The sequence below is a fragment of the Clostridioides sp. ES-S-0108-01 genome (assembly GCF_020662285.1).
Classification (GTDB): domain Bacteria; phylum Bacillota; class Clostridia; order Peptostreptococcales; family Peptostreptococcaceae; genus Clostridioides.
Map to the genome: position 1 here is coordinate 28,312 of NZ_JADGMN010000020.1, position 25,939 is coordinate 54,250.

The 25,939-nt window shown below is 29.5% G+C and carries 12 protein-coding genes and 1 riboswitch; all 12 genes read right to left on the bottom strand.

Features of this window, described 5'->3' with window-relative positions:
• Positions 1–196: 196 nt before the first annotated feature.
• Entirely contained in the window at positions 197–2,539 is a 2,343-nt protein-coding gene (gene secA, locus IR152_RS15650; protein ID WP_227452852.1) for a preprotein translocase subunit SecA, read from the bottom strand.
• A gap of 261 nt (positions 2,540–2,800) precedes the next feature.
• Entirely contained in the window at positions 2,801–4,972 is a 2,172-nt protein-coding gene (gene slpA / locus IR152_RS15655) for an S-layer protein SlpA (RefSeq protein ID WP_227452853.1), read from the bottom strand.
• Between the two features lie 290 nt (positions 4,973–5,262).
• Positions 5,263–6,861, bottom strand: a complete 1,599-nt coding sequence (locus IR152_RS15660) for a cell wall-binding repeat-containing protein (RefSeq protein ID WP_227452854.1) — start codon at positions 6,859–6,861, stop codon at positions 5,263–5,265.
• 219 nt (positions 6,862–7,080) lie between these two features.
• Positions 7,081–8,682: a cell wall-binding protein Cwp11 gene (locus tag IR152_RS15665; RefSeq protein ID WP_227452855.1), complete on the bottom strand. Its 1,602-nt coding sequence runs from the start codon at positions 8,680–8,682 to the stop codon at positions 7,081–7,083.
• A 364-nt stretch (positions 8,683–9,046) separates the two neighbouring features.
• A complete protein-coding gene (locus tag IR152_RS15670) occupies positions 9,047–10,912 on the bottom strand; it encodes a cell wall-binding protein Cwp10 (RefSeq protein ID WP_227452856.1) in 1,866 nt (621 codons plus the stop codon).
• A gap of 210 nt (positions 10,913–11,122) precedes the next feature.
• On the bottom strand, positions 11,123–17,086 hold the full coding sequence (locus IR152_RS15675; RefSeq protein ID WP_227452857.1) for a M60 family metallopeptidase: 5,964 nt from the start codon (positions 17,084–17,086) through the stop codon (positions 11,123–11,125).
• A gap of 123 nt (positions 17,087–17,209) precedes the next feature.
• A riboswitch (cyclic di-GMP riboswitch) is annotated at positions 17,210–17,295 on the bottom strand.
• Between the two features lie 255 nt (positions 17,296–17,550).
• The gene (locus IR152_RS15680) at positions 17,551–18,954 is read right to left on the bottom strand and encodes a cell wall-binding protein Cwp9 (protein WP_227452858.1); all 1,404 of its coding nucleotides are present in this window, start codon (positions 18,952–18,954) and stop codon (positions 17,551–17,553) included.
• Positions 18,955–19,529: 575 nt separating this feature from the next.
• A complete protein-coding gene (locus IR152_RS15685; RefSeq protein ID WP_227452859.1) occupies positions 19,530–21,425 on the bottom strand; it encodes a cell wall-binding protein Cwp8 in 1,896 nt (631 codons plus the stop codon).
• Positions 21,426–21,671: 246 nt separating this feature from the next.
• The gene (locus IR152_RS15690; RefSeq protein WP_285894805.1) at positions 21,672–23,138 is read right to left on the bottom strand and encodes a family 1 glycosylhydrolase; all 1,467 of its coding nucleotides are present in this window, start codon (positions 23,136–23,138) and stop codon (positions 21,672–21,674) included.
• A 48-nt stretch (positions 23,139–23,186) separates the two neighbouring features.
• Positions 23,187–24,566, bottom strand: a complete 1,380-nt coding sequence (locus IR152_RS15695; protein ID WP_227452860.1) for a PTS transporter subunit EIIC — start codon at positions 24,564–24,566, stop codon at positions 23,187–23,189.
• Between the two features lie 152 nt (positions 24,567–24,718).
• A complete protein-coding gene (locus tag IR152_RS15700) occupies positions 24,719–25,519 on the bottom strand; it encodes a MurR/RpiR family transcriptional regulator (protein ID WP_227452861.1) in 801 nt (266 codons plus the stop codon).
• Positions 25,519–25,698: a hypothetical protein gene (locus IR152_RS15705; protein WP_227452862.1), complete on the bottom strand. Its 180-nt coding sequence runs from the start codon at positions 25,696–25,698 to the stop codon at positions 25,519–25,521. Before IR152_RS15705 ends, IR152_RS15700 begins: the two co-directional genes overlap by 1 nt.
• Between the last annotated feature and the right edge of the window lie 241 nt (positions 25,699–25,939).

Sequence of the window (25,939 nt, forward strand, 5' to 3'; positions counted from 1 at the left end):
CCTTTTTTATAATAGTTTAATTTTTTTATATTTACACACAAAAAGTAACAAAAATGTAATTTTTTTTTATAATCCAATTTATAACTAATAGACTTTTCATTTTCTTTATAGTATAATATTAAATGGAAGAAAGAAATTTCAAGCATCTCTTTTTTCCGTATTTCTCACACAAAAAGAGGCTCACATGAGCCTCTTTTTAATTGAACTTATAGAGATATTTTACTGTATTAACCCTTATTTTTTTATTTAAATTTTCAAACATACTATATCCTTCTATTGTATATTCTTTAATTGGATCTTTTTGACCATATGCTTTAAGACCTATATATTGTTTTAACTGTTCCATAGCATCTATATGTTCTATCCAATATGTATCAACTACTTGTAAAAGAACCTTTTTTTCCATCTGAGCTAAAGTATTAATACCGACCATCATTTTTTTTAAATCATAAACCCTTCTAGATATATCATAAGTATTTTCTATAATCTCTTCAACAGTTTTATTTCCTACTCCAGGTATTAATAAAGTATCTGCTGGCATAAAAACATCATATAGATACTTGAAATATCTATAATAGTCCCTGTTTTTTTTCAAGAAATTTTCAGCTGCATCAACTATAATTTCTCTTACCATTTGTTGTATATCTCCAGATATATCCTCTCCATCTAATACTTTATTTCTTTCATTGTATATAATTTTTCTCTGTTGATTTATAATATCATCATATTTAAGTACATTTTTTCTTATCTCAAAGTTTTTACCTTCTACTCCTTTTTGTGCTCTCTCTATTGCTTTAGATAACATTTTACTTTCAATAGCATCATTATCTTTACTATTCATTTTTTTCATTATTTTTTCTATACTTTTTCCACCATATAATTTTATTACGTCATCTTCTAAGCTTACAAAAAATCTCGATATACCAGGATCTCCTTGTCTTCCAGAACGCCCCCTAAGTTGATTATCAATTCGTCTTGTCTCATGCCTCTCTGTACCTATTACATAGAGTCCACCTAATCTTTTTACTTCTTCTTCTTCTATTTTATTTCCTGCACCAAGAGAAATATCAGTTCCTCTTCCAGCCATATTAGTAGCAATTGTCACCGAGCCTAGTTTTCCAGCCATAGAAATTATATCAGCTTCTTTTTCATGTTTCTTTGCATTTAAAACATTATGCTTAATTCCTTTCTTTTTTAAAAGACCTGACAAAAGTTCTGATTTTTCTATAGACACAGTACCTACTAATATAGGTTGTTTTGTTTTATTTATTTTTATTATTTCTTCTACAACAGCATCGAATTTAGCCTTCTCAGTTTTAAAAACTTTATCATGTAAATCTACTCTTATAACGGGTTTATTTGTTGGTATCTGTACAACATTTATTTCATAAGTTGACTCAAATTCACTTTCTTCTGTTTTTGCTGTTCCAGTCATTCCTGAAAGTTTATTATACAATCTAAAGAAATTTTGGAATGTAACAGTAGCTAAAGTTTTTGATTCATTTCTTATTTCCACACCCTCTTTTGCCTCTATTGCTTGATGAAGACCATCTGTAAATCTTCTTCCATCCATTATTCTACCTGTGAACTCATCTACTATAAAAATCTCATTATTTTTAACAACATATTCTACATCACGTTCCATTAATTTATGTGCTCTTAAAGATTGATTTACATGGTGGAATAATTCTATATTATCTACATTAGTCAGATTATCTATACCAAAAAACTTTTCACATTTATCAAGTCCTTTTTCTGTAAGAGATATAGTCTTATCTTTTTTATCCATTTCAAAATCACCATCTTCTATTGTGAGTATAAAAGCATTAGCCAAAGCACATATCTTACTTTCATCTTCTCCATTTCCAGCTATTATAAGAGGAGTTCTGGCTTCATCTATAAGTATAGAATCAACTTCATCCACTATGGCAAAGTTTAATCTTCTTTGTACTCTATCATTTGCATTAGTAACCATATTATCTCTTAAATAATCAAATCCATATTCATTATTTGTTCCATATGTGATATCACAGTTGTATTGATATTTTCTTTCATGTGGTTCTTGTTTAGCTAATATTACACCCACACTCATACCTAAAAATTCATATACAGGTTGCATGAGTTCTTTATCACGTTTAGCTAAGTAATCATTCACTGTGACAACATGTACACCTTGTCCAGATAAAGCATTTAAATATATCGGTGCCACTCCAACTAATGTTTTTCCTTCTCCAGTTTTCATTTCAGCAATTTTACCTTGATGAAGTACTATTCCTCCTATTAACTGAACCCTATATTGTCTCATTCCAAGAATTCTTTTTGAAACTTCTCTTACAACTGCAAATGCTTCTACTAATATATCATCTAATGTGTCGCCCTTTTCTAATCTATCTTTAAATATATTTGTCGTATTTCTCAGTTCTTTATCTGACAATGCTTCCATTTTATTTTCTAATGCTTCTATTTCATCTACTATACGATTTATAGCTTTAATTTCTATTTCATCTGATTTATCAAGTATTTTATCTAAAACTGACATTTTTTCCTCCTTATTTTTCTCTATTGTCTTTTTTACACTTTCTATTATACATTAAAATGAGTGAATAGTAGACATTTTTTTTAAAGTATAGTATAATGTCCATACTTAAATAAATTATTACATCTTTATATTTAAGTATTTTTCACGCAAAAGAGAGGCTAAAATTTTAGCCTCTCTTTTATTATTTAATTAAAATATCAAAATAAAAAAAGACTTCTTAAAAAGAAGTCTTTTTTTATTTTAACTTATCTAAAATTTATCTTATAAATCTAATAAGTCTTTTATTCTATTTAAAACTGACTCAGCTATACCTTTACCAACTTGTGTTAAAGATGCATCTGTATCATCTTCTAATACTTTACTTATTGCTACAGATTGCTCAGAAGATATAGAATCAGTAGCTAATACTACAGGAGCTGAATTATGACCAGCAACTGCACCAATTGCTAATGCGTCAACTAATTGGTCTTCCTTAGTAGAACCATCTTTAGCAACAAAGAAATCTTTTGCTCCTTTTCCATCTCTTATAGCATCTGTATCATCTATTTTATAGTATTTTTTGATAACTTCTGCATTAGTTCCTTGTCTATCATTTCCTTTAACTCTATCAGGAGCTTGACCTATAGCATCTTCTATAGATTTTTCCATATCTTTAGAAACACTAGCTGTTCCACCTATTATATCTACTTCTGCACTTCCTAAGAAATCTTCTGCATCTGAAGATAATTCAGTTCCTTTACCATCAACAACTATTATTGGATCAGCATCTCCATTTGTTAAATGAGAAGCAACAGAAGCAACACTCATAGCATCTGCTAATCCAGTTCCTCCAACTACATATGCTTTATCATTATCTAAACCTATCTTATCTGCTATTTTTAAAGAAGTTTCATATCTGTCTTCTCCAGATAATCTTGTAACTTTTAATCCCATATCAGTTAATTCTTTTTCAACATCTTTAGATACACTATTTACTCCACCAGCTATATAAACAGTTTTCTTATTTGATACTCCATCTGAAGTTTTTAATCCCATAACTCTCTTTATTTCAGATTTTACACCTGAATCTAACTTATCTTTACCTGTTAATAATAATGGAGCTGTTTTTTCTGATGCTAAAGGTGCAGCAACTAATCCATCAACTATAGCATTTGAACCAACTAAAACGACATCATCTACTTCATCAGTAGTTACATATCCATTTTCTGTAGAATTGAAATATTTCTCACTTATTGCTATAGCAGTTTCTATTCTATCTTCTCCAGCTACAACATTAGTATTTTTGTAACTATTATTGTATGTTTTTAAATCTTCTAAGAAATCTTTTAAATCACTCTTACTAGTAGATTTAGCAGTTAAAACTACTGGTGAATTTCCACTAGCTAACTCAGAAGGAGTTTTTGAACTTGCTCCATATGTTGCAAATCCTTGTAATCTCTTTCCAGTTGAGAAAAGAGTTGCTTTATAGTAATCTCCATCTTTCACTGCATCTTGTAGAGAATCTATTGCATCTTCTATATCATTTGAGTTAAATACATATTGTTTAGCTAAATTTTTAGCTACATCTTCTGAATCAGAATCAACAGTTACATTCTTTTCAGTAGCTTTTACAACTCTTAAATAATTTTTAGCTCCAGGCTTTTCTTCTTCAGCTTTAAAAGCTAATTTTCCAAGTGAATCTACATAAGGTTTAGAGAAATCAACTTTAGCATCACCAGTCTTAACTTTTATTTCTTCAACTTTTACTTCTGTACCATCCTCATCAGAATATGCTTTCTTAGCAGGACTTGCATCTACTGGTAATGTTAAAATTCTACCCTTATCATCGTCTGTATATTTTACATTTGCAGTAGTTGTGTAATAATTATCTGTTAAAAAAGTACTAACTGTTGTAGAAGTACCATCTAATTTAATATCACCTAACTTTTTAAATCCACCTTCAAAAAGAACTTTATCTGTTGCCTCATTAATTTTGTCTTTTATAGTTTTTTCTAAGGCATCAATTTCACTGCTTGTAAATTTAGGTGCTTCTTTTGCTTGAATCTCAAAATCAACAAATTCTCCAGCGTCTAAATCTTTTATTTTTGATTCAACAGCATCTAAATCTGAGCTATCTTTAATAGGAAACTCGTTTTTAACTATTTTATATCCAGAATCGCCATCCATTTCTTTATATCTAGCTACAATTACCCCATCATTATCTAGAACTTTTTGTAAATCATTTTTAATCTGTTTCACTTTACTTGACGCTACTGTATATCCTTTTATGTTTGCTTTTTTCTCAGTCTCTAAAGCTACATAATCACCATTTTTAAAATTTCCATTAAGTAATTGTTCAACACTTATTCCTTTTGATTCATCTGCAAATACTGGAGCAGCAGAACCAACTACAGTAACAGCTGCCATAGCCATTGCTAAATTTTTCTTATTCATTTCTTAAATTCCTCCCAACATTATATTAATTACATCTCTTTTAATTATGTACATATAAATTTCATGTTCATATAATCCAAATATTTCTCACACTCTTATGATAGACTATATAAAATATAATTTCAATAATTTATGCAAAATTAATAGAAGTTTTTTCCATCAAATTATCTGTTTTTTCGCCATTTTTTTAGTTTTTAAATTTATCATTCACATTTATACTATATTTTTAATTTTATTTTATCTTTTTTTAATCAATTTTATATTTTCTATCATAGCTGTTAAAACAAAATTTAGCTATTTAAAAATTCCATTGCTGCATTAATTTCACCTTGAGTAGAAACATACATTCCAAATCCAAAGCTATAAAACTCTTCTTTTAACATATTCTCATTATACTTAGAAGATTTTTTCCATAGGTCAAAAATGGACTTCGCTATATTTTTTGCATCTTTAGAAGTGTAAACAGACTTAACATTCATAGGTAAATATGCAATATTTTCATCAGTTCTCATACCAAAACCAGAAAACACTTCAGCTGCATTTTTACCATCAATCTCATGGGCAAATACCTTCTTATCATCCATATACTTAGACCATGCATTTGCCATTCCAGCTAAAGAATTTAATTCCCTTAAAGTCTTCTTACCTTTTTCTTTTCTATATGAATTAACTAAATTATACATTTCATTAGAAACCATAGCCTTAAATTCATAACTATTAGGGTCTTTTGTACTTGTATTTACAACTACCTTAACATTTACACTAATCTCACTCTTCTGACCTAAATTATCTACTACACTTATATTTAAAACATACGTACCAGCCTTATTAACATCTACATTTCCTTTAATATCGGTCTTTAAATCGTTTCCATAATAATCAGTAGCAACTATATTCAACATACTATTATCAAACTTATCCCCTACAGAAATCTCAACATCATTAGCAGTTATCGTAGGCAGTGTATTTTTATCAGATACAGAAATAACACATTGGTCAACAACCTTCTTATCCATTCCACCTAAAGAAGTAACTTCATCAGCACCTCTAAGTACACTCTTATCACTTCCATCATCAACAAGTACTATAGGTTTTTCCTTAGCCAATGGAGAACCAGCCACAGCATCAACTAATTTATACCCTTGCGAAACATAAAACTTCTTTGTTCCCTTATAAAAGCGTTGTATAACCTTCTTATTAGTCTCAAATCTATCCTTACCAGCAATCCTAACAGAATTAGTCTTACTCACGAGTTCATTACTCATTATCTCCTCTGAGCCAAGAGAATAACACTGAACATCATCCACATTAAATGGTATACTCTTTCCATCAGTAAGTATCACTGGCACTCCATCTCTAGCAGCTACAGAAGATACACTCATTGCATCAGCCTCACCTGTATATCCATTTACAAGAAAAACCTTATCACCACTATTTACTGATTTAATAGCTGAAATTTCCTTAGCTATAAGATAGCTAGTCTTTATTCTATCCTCACCACCAATTCTTTTGACCTCAATTCCCTTATTCTTAAGTTGATTTTCCACAGACTTACCTATAGTATCCTCTGTTCCTATAACATAAGCATTCTTAACGTCCTTTAATCTTTTTTCAACATCAGTTGGTATTTTATCTTTTTGTACCAACATTATAGGAGCTTTTGCAACTCCTGATAGTCCACTTGCACTTAATCCATCTACTATAGAATTATCAGTGTTTACTAATATGACTGTATCATATATTTGTTTGTCTGATATCAATGCAGAAGTCTCATATCTATCTTTCCCTTGTATCTTTTCTATGCTTGAAAGTGCATTGATATTTGTTGCCCCTGCCATTATTAATGATATTGTCAATCCTATCGATAATACTCTCTTATTTACCTTCATCAAACTCCTCCTACTAATTTTTTTATATAATTCAGCTAATTATAAATTACATCCTCAGTAGTGATTCCCTTAAAATTTATAAATGACTAAAATAAAAAACATCTAAAATACTATAATCTATAAAATAATAACAAAATAGACTACAAAAAGTACTTTAGATGTGATTTTCATTTTATGATATCAGTAAATTAATAAAAAAACAAGATTTATGGTAAATTTTTACAAACTACCCTCGTTACCATTTAAAAACTCTTGAGTAGCATGTACCTGACCGTCAGATAATATATAAAGTCCAAATCCGGTACTGGAAAAATCATCACTAATCATATTTGCATTATATTCAGGAGACTTCTCCCATACTTCAAATATAGCCTTTGCCAAATCTTTTGCATCTTGAGTCGTTTGAACACTCTTAGAATCTATATAAATATATGCTATATTCTCCTCACTTCTCATTCCAAATTCAGAAAATACTTGTGGAGCATTTTTTCCATCTATATAATGTGCAAAAACTGCGTTATCCATCATGTACTTAGACCACGCATTTGCCATACCTTCTAGCTTACTAGACACCACCAAAGGCTCTTTACCTTTTTCTTTTCTATAAGAATTGATTAAGCTGTACATTTCAGTAGACACCATTTTCTTAAATTCTGGGCTGTTGTAATCATGAGATTTATCATCTAACACTTTTATCTCTACTCTTTTTTCTATACTTTTTCCCCATTCATCTGTAGCCTTTAATGTCAATATATATGTACCTATTCTATCCGTATCTATAAACCCATCAACTTCTATTGGCAATACCTTTCCAGTGTTATCTTTAGCCACTATATTTAATTTGCCAGTGTCAAACTTTTCACCCCTATATATCTCTGTACTTCCAACTGTAATTGTTGGGGGTTGTCCATTTGACTTTGAAGCATTTATACACTGTTGTATTACTTTCTCATCTATTTCACCTATAGAAGTTATATGCTTAGCTCCTTCTAATACAGTCTTATCACTACCATCATTTACTAGTACCATTGGAGAGTCTTTAGTAAGTGGTGCAGCTGCTATTGCATCTACTAATTGATACCCATCTGATACATAGAATCCATCTGCACTTTTAAAAAAGTAGTCTATTACCTCTTTGTTAGTTTCAAATCGGTCAGTTCCTTGTATTCTTACTGAGTTTGTACTTTTTACTAGAGAATTACTCATTATCTCCTCCGAGCCTATACAATACGATGGAATATTTTTTACATCAAAAGGTACACTCTTTCCATCTGTAAGTATGATTGGAGCTCCATCTCTAGTAGCTACTGATGATACACTCATTGCATCTGCTTCTCCACTATATGCATTAGTTAATAGTACTTTATCCACTTGTTTTATATTTGCTATTTCTTTAGCTATTAAGTAGCTTGTTTTTAGTCTATCTTCTCCACCAATTCTTTTGACTTCTATATTTTTAGAATCTAGTTCTTTTTCTACTGATTTACTTATAGTATCTTCTGTACCTATTATGTATGCTTTTTTGATATTTTTTAAACATCTATTTGTGTCTGCTGGTATCTTATTTTGTTGTGTAAATAGTATTGGCGCTTTTGTAGCACCTGATAATCCACTTGCACTTAATCCATCTGCAAGTGATTTTTCTGTATTTACTAAAATTACTGTTTCATAAGTCTGTCTATCAGCTATCTTTGCTGCTGTTTCATATCTATCTTTACCATATATTTTTTCTACTACTGATGATGCACTTACACTTTTGAAGTTTACCAAGATTAATGATACTGCTAGACCTAATGATAATATTTTTTTGTTCATTTTCATATCCCCCTGATGATTTTTATATTTTATATTTATAATGTTTTCATTTAAACTTCATTTTTCCTTTATTTTCTATATATTATAGAGTATATATGATATTAATATATTTCGTCTATATATTAATACTTTATTTTATTAAATTTAAAAAATTATTTTTATCTTCATTTTAAATATGCTCAAAAATAGAGTTTATAGATGAAAGATACCTGCTTCGTTTAAAAAATAAACTTAATACTACTCAAATTATTATACATTTTAATTTCAATATTATTAAATTATCAACATAATAAAAATAAAATAAGAATGTACTTTTAAACATATAAATTTATATTTAAATACATTCTTATTTTTAATTTACTTAATATATTTATTTTTCAATTAAGCTCCTAATCTTATCTACTACAGATGAGGCTATTCCTCCGCCTACTTCAAACAACTTTGATGAATTTTTACCTTTTAATGACGATTCTTGTGATTTATCTAACGCATTTGTAGCAAGTATAACTGGTGAATTGTTTTTAGATGCTAATGGTCCAACTGCTAAGGCGTCTATAAGTTTATCTTGATTCGCAACTACAACTCCATCAAGTTTAGATTGAGAATAGAATTTGTCTATTACTTTGGCATTTGTCTCTTGTCTAGTTTGACCTGCTACTCTATTGTTTGATATATCTTTGTTTGCTATTTTTCCAACTTGCTCAATAGCCTTGTTGGATATTTTTTCTATTCCACCAATAAAGTATATATTTGACACATTATTTGATTTAATAAATTGTTCAGCTTCATTATCTACACCATCTTTTTGTGTAAGTACTATTGGAGTTTTTTCCTTACCAGCCAGTGATGCTATTGATAATGAATCAGCTTCTCCATTTCCTGCCCCTATATACAACTTGCTTACCTTATTTGTCTTATCTATTTCTTTTGCTATATTAATAGAAGTTTGATATCTTGTATCTCCACCTATTCTTTGTACTGATATTTTTGAATTTACAGCTTTGATAGCTTCAACAATTGAATTTGGCATTGAGTTATTTCCACCTATTACAATTACTTTTGATGGATTTAATCTTTTTAATTCTTCTACAGTTTTTTGAGGAAGCTTTTCATTTGATGATAAAAGAATTGGTGAGTTTTTTACACTAGCAAGTGGTGTAGCTGTAAGTCCATCCACCATACTTTTATCTTCTCCATTTACAATTACAACTGTATCTGATTTTGTCCAGCCACTTTGCGATATTTTAACAGCTGTCTCAAATCTATCAGCACCTTTTAATTTTTTGACTGTGACATTAGATGTAGACTCACTTGAACTTCCTCCTCCAGAGCTTCCACCACTAGATGAGCCACCTGAATTACTTCCTCCACTATTATTATCTGGTGGCAATTCATCTGGTTTAGATAATTCATTTTCAACTATGTACTCTAAACTTTTTGGAAGCGTAACTTCAACATATTTGTTTATTGTAGCTTTTCTTCCTCTAGTCGTTTTTTGTGATAATCCAAGTTTTAATATTACATTTAAGCCACTTTCTTCCGTTTCTTTGCTAACAACAGAATAGTTTATCCTAATATTGTTTAATAAATATTCAAGTGCTTCACTTTTCTCTACCTTATACTTTTCAGGGTCACTTTTACTAGAACCAGTTCCCCCAATTGGTTTTACTTCACTCTCATTAATAAGGGTAAATATTAAACTTTCATCTGAATTTATACTTTCATAATCCACTGTTTTATTGTTATATGTTACAATTTTTAAAGCTGGTTTATCACTTGTTCCATTCCCTAAAATTTTATAGTCAGCATTTGAGTTACTGCCAGATTTTTTTACAGATATTCTTCCTATATTCAATCTATTTCCATCTAGTAAATCTTCATTTGATGTAACATATATATCTAATGTAGTTGTATTACTTGATTTATTGTATTCTGCTCTACAAGTAGCATTTGCATTTCCACTTTTTATCTGAGCTTTTATATTATCAGACCAAGTAATCTTTTCTTTCTGCTCATTATCTACTATTTCAACCTCACCTTGTACTTTTATACTAGCTTGAAATGAATATACTATATTTTCTACTGAGTCCACAGATATGTCTATGGTATTTACTTTCTCATAAGTTTTTGTTCCTTGTAAAACTGGTTCTGCATATGCACATGTAGCACTACCAGTTACAGCTACTGCCATAGTTGACACTGCTACGGTTCTTATAAAAGATTTTCTTTTACTCATTAACACCCGTCCTTATCTATCATTAGCTAGATGGATAAGATTGCTTATCCACCTAGCTTTTATATTTAATTTATAAATTATCCTAAACTTATAGTTACATTTATATACTCTACTTTTAACATCTACTCTTTTAAAACTATTCTAGTATCTACTCACATTAAATATACAATGTTAGCACTAGTATTTTTAGATTTTTTAGACTTATCTCTACTATTTATCTCTGACAATGTTACCTTTTACTTTATTACTTACAGCTACAACCTTCTTATTACTGACATCAGTAGCATTTCTTGTAGCCTTTCTAGCTTTACTATTACTATCAGTAAGGCTTATTGTCTTTAACTCATCGTAATTCTTAGCTTCCACAGGTACATACATTGTATCACTTACAAATCTTTGACCTACTGGAGTATCTCCTTGAAGGTCATTGTATCTATATAATTCAGCCTTAACTTTATCACTTAAAGAATCAAAGCTTTCTTTTGGCATATAGTAAACCCATGTACCTTTACTTATTTCTCCTAATTCACCTTTTTCTGGAACCTCTGCAAATAAAAGCGCTTCTCCAGATATAGTCTTATTGTTTTTATCTATAAGTAGTGGTAAGTTAAATGCTGGATTTCCACTGTATTCGCCTGTAATAACTATTGAACCTGCTGGAATCTTAGCTGTTTCATCTTCACTTGTGTTAGAGTTATCACTTTGATATACATAATCTTCTGCTAATTTTCCAATTCCATTAGTACGAGTCTGGTCTGCACTATTCACTGTTCCAATCTCTATATTGTCACCTGGAGGCCCTATTATATCTAACTCTGCAACTTCTATATTAGACTTATTGTTTGAGATTAGTTTTACATATCTAGCTTGATAAGTCCAAAGATTACCATTTTTATTAAATGTAACTCTAGCCTCATTATCTTGGTCTTTTCCTCCACCAACTAAATCTTGTCCATATTCAAAAGTTCCTTGACTTACATCTTCCCAGTTCTTTTTATCATTGCTTACTTGTATCTTGTAATTAGTTAAAGAATTGTATGTTGTACTAGTATCCTTTCTAAAGTTAAACAATCCTTTTAATGAGAATTTTCTAGCTTCTGTCTTTGGTTTTGTATATTTTAATCCTACTATAGGTAATGTCTCTTTCATATCTACTATTATATATGGATTTTCTTCTACATTTATATCAGGGTCTTTTTGTGGGTCTTTATTCCACTCAGCTTTACTAATTCTCTTCCCTTTATAAGTAGTACTTGCATCATTGTCCTTTATATTATCAATTTCAGGATTTTGTAGTGGTCCATGTGAGTCATTTTCAGTTCTAACATCACCATCAGAAACAGTATTTGTTATAAATGACCATGCTGATTTATTTATTTTCCCTTCATCTGATAATTTTACAGTACCAACTTCAAATTCTTCTGTTGGATTTAGATGATAATCATATGCAACTACCTTATATGTAAATGCTCTGTTGTTAAGAGGAGATATATTATCAGTAAATTTAGCTTTACTATTTCCTTTTGCATCTACAAACCCAACTGTTCTGTATTTTACTTGAGTTCCATTTTCACCATCTAAATAATTTCCATCACTTCTTATTATTTCGTATCCTAATATCTTATCTTTATCCTTATCTACATCTAGGTCTATAGATATCTTATTAGACTTAACTAGAGAACCACTTATTATCCCATCAGAAAAACTAGCACTTACTTTAGTATCTTTCGCCATACTAGCTATATTTTCATTTAAAATCTTTCTTCTAGCTTCGTCATTTACATATTGTATCTTTCTAGCTTCTTTTTCGTACTTATTACTATCCATTATACTGTTTAATTCTGGTGTAATTTCTACTCCCCATGCCTTAAAGTAATCTCTTAAATCTTTTTCAACAACACTTGATGCCATTGCTACCAACATTTGGTCTTTTGGTAAACTATTAATTGGGTCACTACTTGAAAGTGCTCTGTATTTTCTTGAAATCTTTGCATAGAATGTGTCATTACTTAAATCAGCATCTGAGTTATTCTTTAACATTGAGCCTGTAAAATCATCATCATAAGCTAGATGTAATTGCCATAACATTCCAAGCCTTTCAAATACATTGCTTGGTATACCTAAGCTATTTGAAGTTACATGTTCATATATCTTATCCATTGTTGAACCTTCAAGTCTTGAATGTGTCTTATCATCAAACGTCTGGGCAAGTAAAGCAAGTACATTGTTACTAGTTTCGCTATAGGTCATCTTACCAATATCTGTAACATGCCCTATCTCATGACCTATTCCCCATCCAAATAAACTTCCTCCACTAGCTTTTCCATTAGTATCTATTTGGAAAGGTACTCCATTCATAAGTCCTGGCACTGAACCGTATTCTACTCCTACATGTAGCCCAGAAGCATACATAAATGCTCCAATAAACATTCTTTGATATTTTATGTTCATACGTGATTTTGGAGCCATATCATTTTTAGTTATATTAAATTCATTATCATCTACAGTTCCATTACCATCTAAATCTTGTGTCTTAAATACTCCTCTTTCAGAATATATTAAATCCATAATTTGTTCCCATGCAAGCATACTATTATATAGTCTATCTACTTGTGTGTTTAAATCAGAATTTCCTTTTGATATTCCTTGATATACAGCTGTTGCTGGAACATTTAATGTCACTTTATCACTTTCAATATCTGTAGTATTTAATACACCAGTTTTTTCTGAATATCCATATGAATTACCAATATTTGTCCCTGGATAATATGGTTCTCCTTTTATAGCATCTTTATATTTAGCTAATTCTTCTATATATGCTTTTATCTTTTTCTTAGATTGAGAAACACCTTCTGGGCTTTTATCGTTTATTGTTCCATTTAGGTTAAGATGTGGTATCTTAGTAGCTCCTGCTACACGTACCTTTATATCTCCTCCACTTGGAGTATCCTCAGGGTATCTTATGTATAAACTTCCTCCACATTCTATATCTAAACTATGAAGTTTGCTTAACTGAATTACATTTTTTCCAGTGTTAAGATTTATTTCTCCACTCTTATATGCACCAGATTCTCCATAGTATTGTGTATATATCAACTTAGGAGTTTTTCCACTTTTACTTCCAACATATACTGTGATTTCATCTCCTGCTCTAGCAGCTACTCCCAATGCTTGCCAGTCATTTTGCATACCTAAATTATTAGAATTTACAGTATATTGTCCATTTTTATCTTTATATTTTCCTGATTTATTTATTTCTTGATTCACAGTTGTTACATCAGTAAGTGTTGCTCTATCATTATATAAGTCTTGAGCTAATTTTAATTCTCTCTCAATAACTGTCTTATAAGGATGATATTCTCCACTAGCTTTATCTGGAGTATTCAGTCTATCTTTTAGTTCAGTTATTTTTTCTTGAGTTATATCTTCTTTTAATTCAATCTGTAGGTCATCTGCAAATAGATTTCTTACATCATCTTCTATACTGTCATACTCATAAAACTTAAGTTCTGATATATTAGCCTTGTATGAATAAGATGAACAAACATTTACTTGTATCTTAGTAGCATTTATTGGCTCTTTTAATCTAACCATTATATACTTATTATTATTCACAGGGTCTGTCTTTGTTTCAAAAGGAACATCCCCCAAATTATGTAATTGACCATTTTCATCCCAATATCGTATTTCAAAGTCATTTATTGTCTTATCAGAAACATCAAAACGAGGTGTAGCCATAAAAGTATCCATAGTATAAGATTTATCAAAAGTTATTATTGGTCCTCTATTCGTTCCCTCAGCCGCATTATATTTTGGGAATGTCCAGTGTGTTGTAAAGTCTCCATCTACTATATTAAATTTATCAAATGGATTTTTATCACTATATTCACTTTTATCATATCCATCTGGATAAGTAACATCTACAATGTGATTTGTCGGTATTCCAAATCCACCATTCTCTTTAGGAGTATTAATCAATCTATAGTTAGGTGTTGTTGGTGCATCCATACTTTCAGTTGTCCCTATATATGTTTTAGACATTCCACTAGTTCCCAAGTGGTTAGTAGCTGTCATTCTAACTTCATATGTTGTATTATCCTTAAGACCTTCTATCTTTGAACTTGTCCCACGAATAAGCCTATCATTGTATTTTATCCAAGAGCCATTAGAAGCTTTTTCTCTATAATATAAGTCAAAATCTTTAGCTTGCTTATGATTTTTCCAACTTACATCAAGAGATTTAAATCTACCTTTAACACTTATGCCTTCTGGTGGTTCTGGCTTTGTATTTGGAACAACTTGAAATTCTAATATACTATCTGGGCTAAATTGTATAGGTTTATAGTTTGAATCTACATTTTCTGGTACTCCATCTAAGTTTTCTGGCATTGCATCTTTATATCCACTAGACCAATCGCCATTTAAAGATTGTATGCTAACTCTATATAGTCCATATGCTTCTATATCTCTAACTTCTATTGTATTTTTACTAGTTTGTAATTTTTTAGTCGATAATACTTTTCCCTTATCGTCAATTTTATCTAGTATAAGCTCATATGCCGATACATTTACTTCATTATTCCAATAAAAAGATACCTTTTCATTTCCAACAGCAGTGCTAGTCAATATTTTATTGATTTTAGGTATATTCATATCTGGCTTTGGTATTTCTTTATATACATTGTTTAAAAATTCAACTTTAGATATTTCTGCAAGGCTTCTATCATTTGCTGTTGTGGCTGTTATTTTTATAGTTATCTTTTTTACTGCTACTTGTTTACCAAGATTTATTACTATATCGCTATTTTGAACATCTGCATATGTTTCTAATGCTGACCTACTATATGTAGATGTTGTAGAGTTATCATCTTTACTGATATTACCCTCTTCTTTTGGAGTATCTTCATCTGAATCAGATTTATCTGTTGATGAATCTTCTTTACCATTATTTTCATCTTGATTTGTATTAGAGTTTGATTCTTCTTTATCACTATTTTCTTCTTGTTTATCATTATTTTCATCTTTATTATTTGAGTTATTATCAGACTGCTCTATATTTTCATCTTTATTATTTACTTCTTCTTGATTTACTTCTTCTTGTTCGTTATTTGCTTCTTCTTGTTGCTCTTCATCTTTTAAGTTTTTTATATATTCTTTGTTTTCATAAGGAATCTGTTGAACATTACCATCTTTGTCAGTAACTTCAACTATTCCTTTTGCTGGAGCAGTACCTTCTGGAGCTTTTATATTGATGACTTCCATATTAAGTGCTTCTGATAAAGCTATGTCCATTACTGCTGGTTTTTCCTCTGATATTTTATCATTTTTTTGAGATATTGTAACTCCATTATTTTCTTCACTAAATAAATCTTCTACATTACCTTTAATATCTGTATCACTATTTACTTTTAATTCAACCTTACTCGTATCTACTATAGGGTTGGTAGATACTATACTTTCTAGACTTTTTGCATCTTCACTTTGACCTAAATTTTTCTGCACATAATCTAAATCAACAATATCTACCTTTCCATCTCTATTTAAATCATATTCTCTTTTATTTGAATCTATATTCTCTAAAACCTTATTATAATCATTCTTATCTACTTTACCATCTTCGTTTACATCACCCATTAAGAATAATTCATAATTTAAAGGTTTATTTTTATTATCTACACTTGCTCTATTACTTAATAAAACTCTTTGTGAATAACTTGATATATCAATGTCTTTAATTTCTTTGTTCTTAAATCCAGCTCCAGAGACTTCTATATTGTATTTTCCTACAGGTAAATTGTCAAATACAATATTATAATATGATATATTCTCATCTTTATTTTTTATTTCACTTCTACTTGCAGATAGTTTTTTTATAGTATATTCTATATTATCTGCCCCAATATTTACTGTTCCTGAATCTTTTTCTCCAAGCTTTATTACCCCACTATTGTTACTATCATCTTTTAATCGTAACTGCATATTAGTCATATTTTCTGACTCATTGTTTTTTATTGGAAGTGAAAAATTTAAATCTACTTCAAGATTCCCCTTCAACTTTTCTGTAACTGATTTTTCAACTGCCCTTAGCTTTCCCTCTAACATAGTTTCTGCAAAAACGTTTAGTGGTGCGCTACACATAGATACTGCTAGTACACAAGATATTGCCTTTTTCATGAAACAACAATCCTCCCTTAATAAATATCTAACTTTTCATGAATTTAAATACTATAAGTTTCAGACAATAAAAAAAGACACTCAAAGAGAATCTTAATTATAAGATAAAAAGACTTTACTCTTTTTAGCAACTGGCTGATATGGCTTTAAAAGCTTTAATCCCTATAGTTTTGCGTCATTAGATTTCCCTAATTTTGCCATTTAATTTTCACTACTTTATTACCCATTTTATATTATATTTAAACTTTTTAATACAATTTTTTTAAATTAAATTATAAAAATTTAGCTGTCTCAAAATAGAGATAAGCCTATTTTTCATTGTTGAAATGATGAAAATGTATTTAATTTAATATAAAAAAAGTGCCTCATGAATTAAAAATTTCATCTTGAGACACCGCAATTTTTCATTATAATTTAATTACTTATATAATTTTCTCACAAGCATAATTTTGTGTATATCTTTCTTATTCTTTATATCTTCCATAAAACTCATGTGTCGCATATAGATTCTTATCTCCTGTTATAGCTATACCAAATCCCATTATTTCATACCCTTTATGTAACATATTAGTACCTTCTTCTGGATTTGTCTTCCACTCATTAAAAATAAAGTTTCCTATATCATCTGCATCTCTATTTGTATACACAGGTTTATCTGGAATTTTATATTTAATTATATTTTCACCTTGAACTGCAATATATCCAGGCTTAATCTCACTCCAATCTAAGTACTTTAAAAAAGTAGAATATGAATTTTTTCCATTTATCGTATGAGATAAAGTCTTCTTATTTGCCATTAAATTAGACCAATCATTTGCTAGACCCTCTAATCTACTTGCTACAGATAACGCTCTTACTCCATTTTCTTTTCTGTATTGCTTTGTAAGAGCATATACTTTACCCTTTATTCTCTCCTTAAATGCTCTGTCATTTGGATTGTAATATAACCCTTGTTGGTTTGGTGAAGCTTGATTTATACATTGCTTGATAACATTTTGATTTATGCCTCCTAGTACAGTTAATTTATTTGCACCACTTAAAATGCTCTTGTTGCTACCATTTTCAACTAAAACTACAGGAGCATTTTTTGCTATTGTAGAAACTACCAATGCGTCTGTTAATTGCAACCCTTTACTTAGGTAAAATTCTTTACTATTTTTATAAAACTCTTGTATAACTCTCTTATTGGTATCAAATCTATCTGTTCCACCCAATCTAACAGAATTTGTACTCTTAACTAATTCGTCACTGATTATTTCACTAGAGCCAAGTGCATAACTCTTTAACCCTGTTGTGTCAAATTCTACACTATTTCCATCTGTGAGTATTATAGGTACTCCATCTCTAGCTGCTACTGGTGATGCACTTATCGCATCTGCTTCTCCCGTAAATCCATTGGCTATAATTACTTTATCTATTGGCTTAATTTCTTTTATTTTTTCAGCTATTTTTATGCTTGTATCAAATCTATTTTCACCAAATATTCTTTGTACAACCTTTTTTTTGGATAGTAACTGATTTTCAACATTTTTACTTATTGTTGATTCTGAGCCTATTATATATACAGTATTTGCTTTGTTTAATCTTTCCATAGTTGTGTTTGGAATCTGATTCTGTTTTGTCATCAAAATAGGTGCATTTAAAGCTCCAGCTAAACCACTTGCACTTAAGCCATCTGCTAAGCTATTATCTGAATTGATTAGAATTGCTGTATTGTAATTTTGTTTATCAGCTATTTTTGCTGCTGTCTCATATCTGTCATTCCCTTTTATTTGTTCAACTGATGTCAACGCATTTACCATAGGAGTATTTACCATTACTAAAAATAGTGTAAGTCCTATAGCCAATATCTTTTTACTATTCTTCATATTATTTTCTACCCCCAATATATTTTTCAAATTTTTTACTAGTACTTTTGCTTATTTCTACTAAAAAGGTTACAATTTTGTTACCATATTTTATATATGATACCATAGTTATCCATATAACTCAAACAATATAGTTAAAGTCTTTATTCTCCATAAATTCAAAACATTATAACTTATTTTATTTAATTAAGTAATAAATTAAAAATAATATACATTAATGGGGTATTTAATCATTATAAGCAGTATAATTTATAATAATTTTTTTATAATATGAAGTCCACAATATTATAATTAAAAAATAAAATAAAGAAGTGTCTCAAAATGAATTTTTTAGTTCATGAGGTGCTTTTTTTATGTGAAATTAAAATCGTATTTAGCCATATAGAAACACCCCAATCGTTAGGTTTTTGTTCCAACAATTGGGGTACAGTATAATTTCTATTTTGAGATAGACTCTTATTTTTATTTCATTATTTTTATATATTTTCTAATATCTAAATTATATCTTACCTATTAACATATTGTATAACTATATATTATCTAAATAAACTTTTAATATTAGTTTCTATATCTTATTAGTTCTTAGTAAATAAGTTTATTTTTTCTGCTATTTTTTCAATAGCGTTTTTAGCTATTCCTTCACCTATTTGTACTAACTTAGTAGCATTCTTAAGTCTTAATTCAACTACTTCTTCTTGTGATTTAGAAAGTTCTTCTGTAGTTAATACTATTGGAGCTTTTGAACTAGCTGCAAGTGGTGCTGCTGTAAGTGCATCAACTAATTGTCCATTTCCACCTACATAACCATCTTTTGCAACATATGCTTTAGTTGCACCTGCGTAGTACTTGTTGATTACTTTAGCATTAGTATCTTTTCTATTTTCTCCAGCTAATCTTTCAACTTTATTATTTAAATCTATTTCAACTAATTTGTCTTCAACTTCTTTTGATACAGAATTCTCTCCACCTACTATTTCTAATTCTTTCCCTCTTAATAGTTTTTCAGCATTTGCATCTAACTCATTACCTGTAACTATTATTGGAGCACCAAATTGAGCAGCTCTAGCTGATATACTCATAGCATCAGCTTCTCCATTTCCACCTACTACAAAAGCAGTCTTAAATGTATCTTTTAATTGTTTTGCTATTTCTAAAGAAGTTTCAAATCTATCCTCTCCAGAAACTCTCTCAACTTTACTTACACCTAATTTAGAAAGTTTTTCTTCAGTTTCTTTTGATACTTTAGATTCTCCTCCTACTATATATATTTTCTTAGATGATAAATTGCTTCCAAGTACTCTTAATATTTCAGCTTCTATTTCTGATGGTAATGAGTCTTTCTTAGATAATAGTATTGGTGCATTTTTTTGAGATGCAAGTGGTGCTGATGCTAATCCGTCAACTATAGCATCTTCTCCAACTAAAATTATAGCTCCTGCTTCTCCATCTCTGAATCTCTCTTTACTAACTTCTACTGCTGTTGTGAATCTTGAATCACCAGATAAAACTTCTACTTTTAATTCTTTTCCTTCTTTTAAATCCGTTAACACTTTATGTAAATCTCTAACTAACTTATGGTTTTTACTTGAAACACTTATTGTTTCTGGCTTTTCATTTGTCTTACTTAAAACTATATCAAAGCTTGATTTTTCTGGCTTGTCTTTATCGTCACTATCTTCTTGCTCTTGAGTAAGGATTGCTTCGTTTTCAAATGTCAAAGCATATCCATTTTTAACTTTATTAACTATTTCTCTTCCTAATGTAGTTAATCTAATTCCGTCAAATAATTCTTCTGCTGATATGTCTTGTAAATCTGCGTTTTTAACTGTTATTGTATGTAATTCTTTTGATTCTATGTCACTATAATTCTTTTCATAACCTTCAAAAATACCCTCTTCTGATGTTATTACTTTCGAGAAATTTAAATGTTGGTCTCCTACATTTAATGTAATAGCATTTGTTGAATCTTTTGCTCTTTTTACTTCAACTGTACTTGTAGATTTTATAGTTGCTGTCAATTTGCTATCAGAATCTTCTGCTAAAGTTGCATTGTAGGCATTAACTGCATCTACTATTTCTTGAGCAGTTTTGTAGTTTTCAACTTTATAGTCAACTACTTTTCCGCCTAAAACTTGATGCCCTTTATCTTGAATAGTAACTTTTAAACTTTGTCCTTCTGTCAATGAGTTTATTTTATTTTGTAATTGAGTTGCATTAGTTAAGTTTACATTGTCTACTTTTATATCGTAAACTCTATCATTTACATTTGCTCCTGCTTTTGTATCTTCAAACTTAACTTCTAATGCTTTTCTAACCTCTTCGATTAGGTTAGTAGAATCTTTCGCACTTACTGTATAATTTTTATCAATATTTTCTGTCACAGTATTATCTGCGAATATTGGTGCAGTTGCACTCATAACTGTAGCCCCTGCCATTACTATTGCCATACTTCTCTTTTTGTTGCTTAACATATTTATGTCCTCCGAATATTGTTTTTTATTTTTTATATTCGTATTTCCCACACATAAATAATATTATATATAATATTATTTTTCAATATATTTTATGTGTTTACATAATTTGCTAATATAAATACATCATTTAATGTTTTTACATTAAAGCAATAAACCATGAGGCAGTCATATTTAAAATAATAGTAGATGTATTCATAAAATAAAATAGTTATTGGAATAAGCAGAAAGTAAGAAAAAATATTATTAACCCAAGTTTTCTCCATTTGATTTAATTACTTCTTTATACCAATAGAAAGAATCTTTTCTAATTCTTTCTAAAGAGCCATTTCCTTCATCATCTTGATCAACATATATAAAACCATAACGTTTTGACATTTGTGATGTTCCACAACTAATTAAATCAATACATCCCCAAGTTGTATATCCCATAACTTCTACCCCATCTTTAATAGCTTCTTTTATAGCTATAATATGCTTTTTAATATAGTCAATACGATATAAATCATGAATCTTCTTATCCCCAGTTAATATATCTTTTGCACCTAATCCATTTTCAGCTACAAATAATGGTAAATGATAACGATCATATAATTTAAGTAATGAAATACGTAATCCAGTTGGATCAATTGGCCAATCCCATTCAGAAAGCTCTAAATATTCATTTTTAATTGCACTATCAAAAGTTCCTGCTACTGTATTAGCATCATCACGTGCTTCTGCTACATGCGACATATAGTAACTGATTGAAACAAAATCAACTTTTCCTTCAAAAAGGATTTTCTCATCATCTTTATCCATTTGGAGGTGTATATTATTATCAGCAAAGAAACGAGTCATATATGATGGATATTCTCCTCTCGCTTGTACATCTGGATAAAACATATTTAATTGATTAGCCTTTAATGCTTGTAGCTGATCCTCTGGTTTAGTTGTTCTTGCATATGATTCTATTTGATTAATCATACAACCAATTTTAACATCTGGTGCAATTTCTCTTGCTACCTTTACAACTAAAGCACTTGCTACAAATTGATGATGAACTGCTTGGTATCCCTCTTGCATTTTATTTTCAACTAAATCACCTAAAATACCAGCGCCAGTGTAAATACTATGTAAAGACATATTCATTTCATTAAATGTAATCCAATACTTTACTTTATCCTTATATCTAGCAAGTAATACTCTACCATACTTTGCAAATAATCTTATTAACTCACGACTTTGCCATCCATTATATTTTTGTACTAATGTAATAGGCATCTCGTAATGAGACATAGTAACTAATGGTTCAATTCCATACTTAACTAATTCATCAAATACCTTATCATAGAAAGCTAATCCTTCCTCGTTTGGTTCTTCTTCTAATCCAGTTGGGAAAATTCTTGCCCAAGAAATTGATAAACGGAATACTTTAAATCCCATTTCTGCAAATAAAGCAATATCCTCTTTATAATTATGGTAGAAATCAATTCCCCAACGTTTTGGAAATTTATATTTTTCTGGGTTATTTAAATATTCTTGCAACTCTTTAGAAGTTACATTGAATGTAAAATTATCAACTTTTCCTGTTGCATATGGATCCTTGTATGCTGCCATATCTGAAGTAGATAATCCTTTTTCACCTTCATCAAAAGCCCCTTCTATTTGGTTAGCAGCAGTTGCTCCTCCCCATAAAAATCCTTCTGGGAAACCCTTCATTAATTCTTTCATTTATTTAATCCTCCTAAAACCTTATTTCTATTTAAATTTTGTATATTTTTATTTAACACTTTCATCTTCAACCTTTAAAAATAATGTTACTACAAAAGCTACTACAAAGCTTAAACCTACACCTAATAGAGCAAACAAGAAATTCTTAGTTCCTTGCTCAATATATGAAGGTAGTGCAGTAATCCCTGGGAGTGTGAAAATAAATGCCTTTACAACAAATGTTCCAAATATACCACCACCAACTGCTCCTCCTATCAATGCTGCATAGAAAGGCTTCTTTAATTTCAAAGTAACGCCATAAATTGCTGGTTCTATTATACCGAAAACTGCTGAAATACCTGTTGAAGCTGCTAGTGATTTCATATTCTTATCTTTAGTTTTTACTGCTACTGCAAGAGTTGCACCAGCTTGTGCTAAATTACTAACTAAGTTCATTGGAAGTAACATAACATCATATCCAACTGTACCAAAGCTTGATAAAGCTGCTGGGAAGAATGCATAATGCATACCTGTCATTACTATTAAAGACATAGTACCTCCAAGTAACATTCCTGCAAATGGTCCTGCTACATTAAATAAACCTGTGAAGAATTTCTCTACATAGACCCCCATGTAACTTCCTAATGGTGCAATAAATACTAAAACTAATACTGATGTAATTAATAAAACTATTAAGGGTGTAACTATTATTTTGAATAGACCAGGTACAAATTTATCTACCTTCTTATAAACATAACTTAGTAACCATACACCTAAAATTATAGGAATGACCGTAGAACTATAACTAATCATTGGTATCTTTAATCCTAAGAAACTTAGTGAAGCTACTTCTCCTGAAGCTGCATAGTTAATAATAGTAGGATACATTATTACTCCTGCAATTGTTACTGATAGAACTTCGCTTGTCTTGAACTTCTTAGCAGCTGAAAAAGCAATTAAAAATGGTAGAAAATAAAAGGGTGCATCTGCAACAATATTTAAAACTGTATATTCTGAGGATGTTGTTGAAATCAAATTAAAAGCTGTTAATAATGCCAGAATTCCTTTTAATAAACCAGCTCCAGTAATTGCTGGTAAAATAGGATTAAATATTCCTGAAATAGTATCAAAAATAATATCAACAATATTTTTCTTCTCCTTTTCTTCTTTGACATTTTCTTCTTTAACATTAGCAGTAAACTCTTTACCTAATATTGTAGAAACTTCTTCAAAAACTTCTCCAACTTTATTGCCAATTATAACTTGGAATTGACCATTCTGAAATTGCGCACCCAAAACACCTTCTATTCCCTTAATATTTTCCATGTTTATCTTTTTAGCATCTACTACATTAAAACGTAATCTTGTAATGCAGTGCCAGCTTTGAGAAATATTTTCTTTTCCTCCCATTTCATCAATAACTTTTTTTGCTATCTCTTTTTTATTCATTACTTAGCCCCCCTCTTATTCCTTAATCTCTCCTAATGTCTTTCTTGCCTTAATATTATCATAAAAAAAACATAGAATAGCCTCCAACATATGAAAGCCTTTTCTATGTTTAAAATTATTTTCACTTTTTGAAAACAGATTCAAAGCATATATTATTTACTGTATTTTTGATAGTATCGATTGATTAATATTTCTGTAAATAAATGAAGTTTATATCTTCCTTCTGTCGCACTTTTATAATTGCCAAGGTAAATAACATAATCACATTGTGAAGCCATTTTTAGAGCTGGATTTTGTGTAACAAGAACAATTTTACCTCTATTTTCCTTAAGAGAATAAAAAATTTGTGATTTTTGTCTTATGAAATTTCCATCAACTGAAAAAATAATTGATAAACTATTTTCATTAGTTTGATTTGCTAGCCTTTCTTGACTTCTTTCTTGAGATGCAAAATTAACATATTTACCTAAATTAAAAAGATTATATTGTAGATGTTGCATAAAATAACCTGATAAGTGAAAACCAAAAAAGTATATATCTTCATAATTATGTATCATATTAACCAATCTATCAATTTCATTTAAATCAAGTTTTTCTACAAATTCTCTTAGTGATATATTAATTGAATCTACAAGATCAATTAATACGTCTTTATCATTTTTAGAATTAAAAGAAATATTTTTAACATTATCTGATAATATTTCTGTTCCAAGATTTTTTCTTTCTATACATTTCATTTTAAATTCATTAAAGTTACTATATCCTAGTTTCTTTACAAATCTACTTATCGTTGACGGAGATGTATAGCATATTTCTGCTAATTCTAAAATAGTTATATCTTCTATTCCTTTTTGTATATTTTCCAATATTACTCTACATATCGTTATATAGGTAATATCTTCACTTTCAGAATTTACTATAATTTGAAGTTGTTTTCTTATATCTTGAACCATTATATTCCCCTCAATCTTTGCAAAACTTCATTCATATCTATACTTAGAGTATTATATTCATCAAGAATGAGAAGCTCTACATTGTGTGAAAAAGCACAAGCAAGCATGCGTTTCGTCTTCATACCACGAGATAGTTCATTGATTTTTACGGACATAGATAATCCAAATCGATTTATCATTTGTTGAAATATATTACTATTTCATTCATCATAAAAAATGACAAAATTTATTCTTTTATTTGCCCATAAATCGTCATATCAGAACTATTTGATAGTATAAATATGCAAATTATCACCTCTTGCTGTATTGTTTATTACAAATACAATATATACAGAAGTAACAGAAAAGTCAAGATATAATAAAAATGAAAAAAATAGATTTTAGTTCAAGAATAATCTTTTACGGGAACATCAGCAGGAA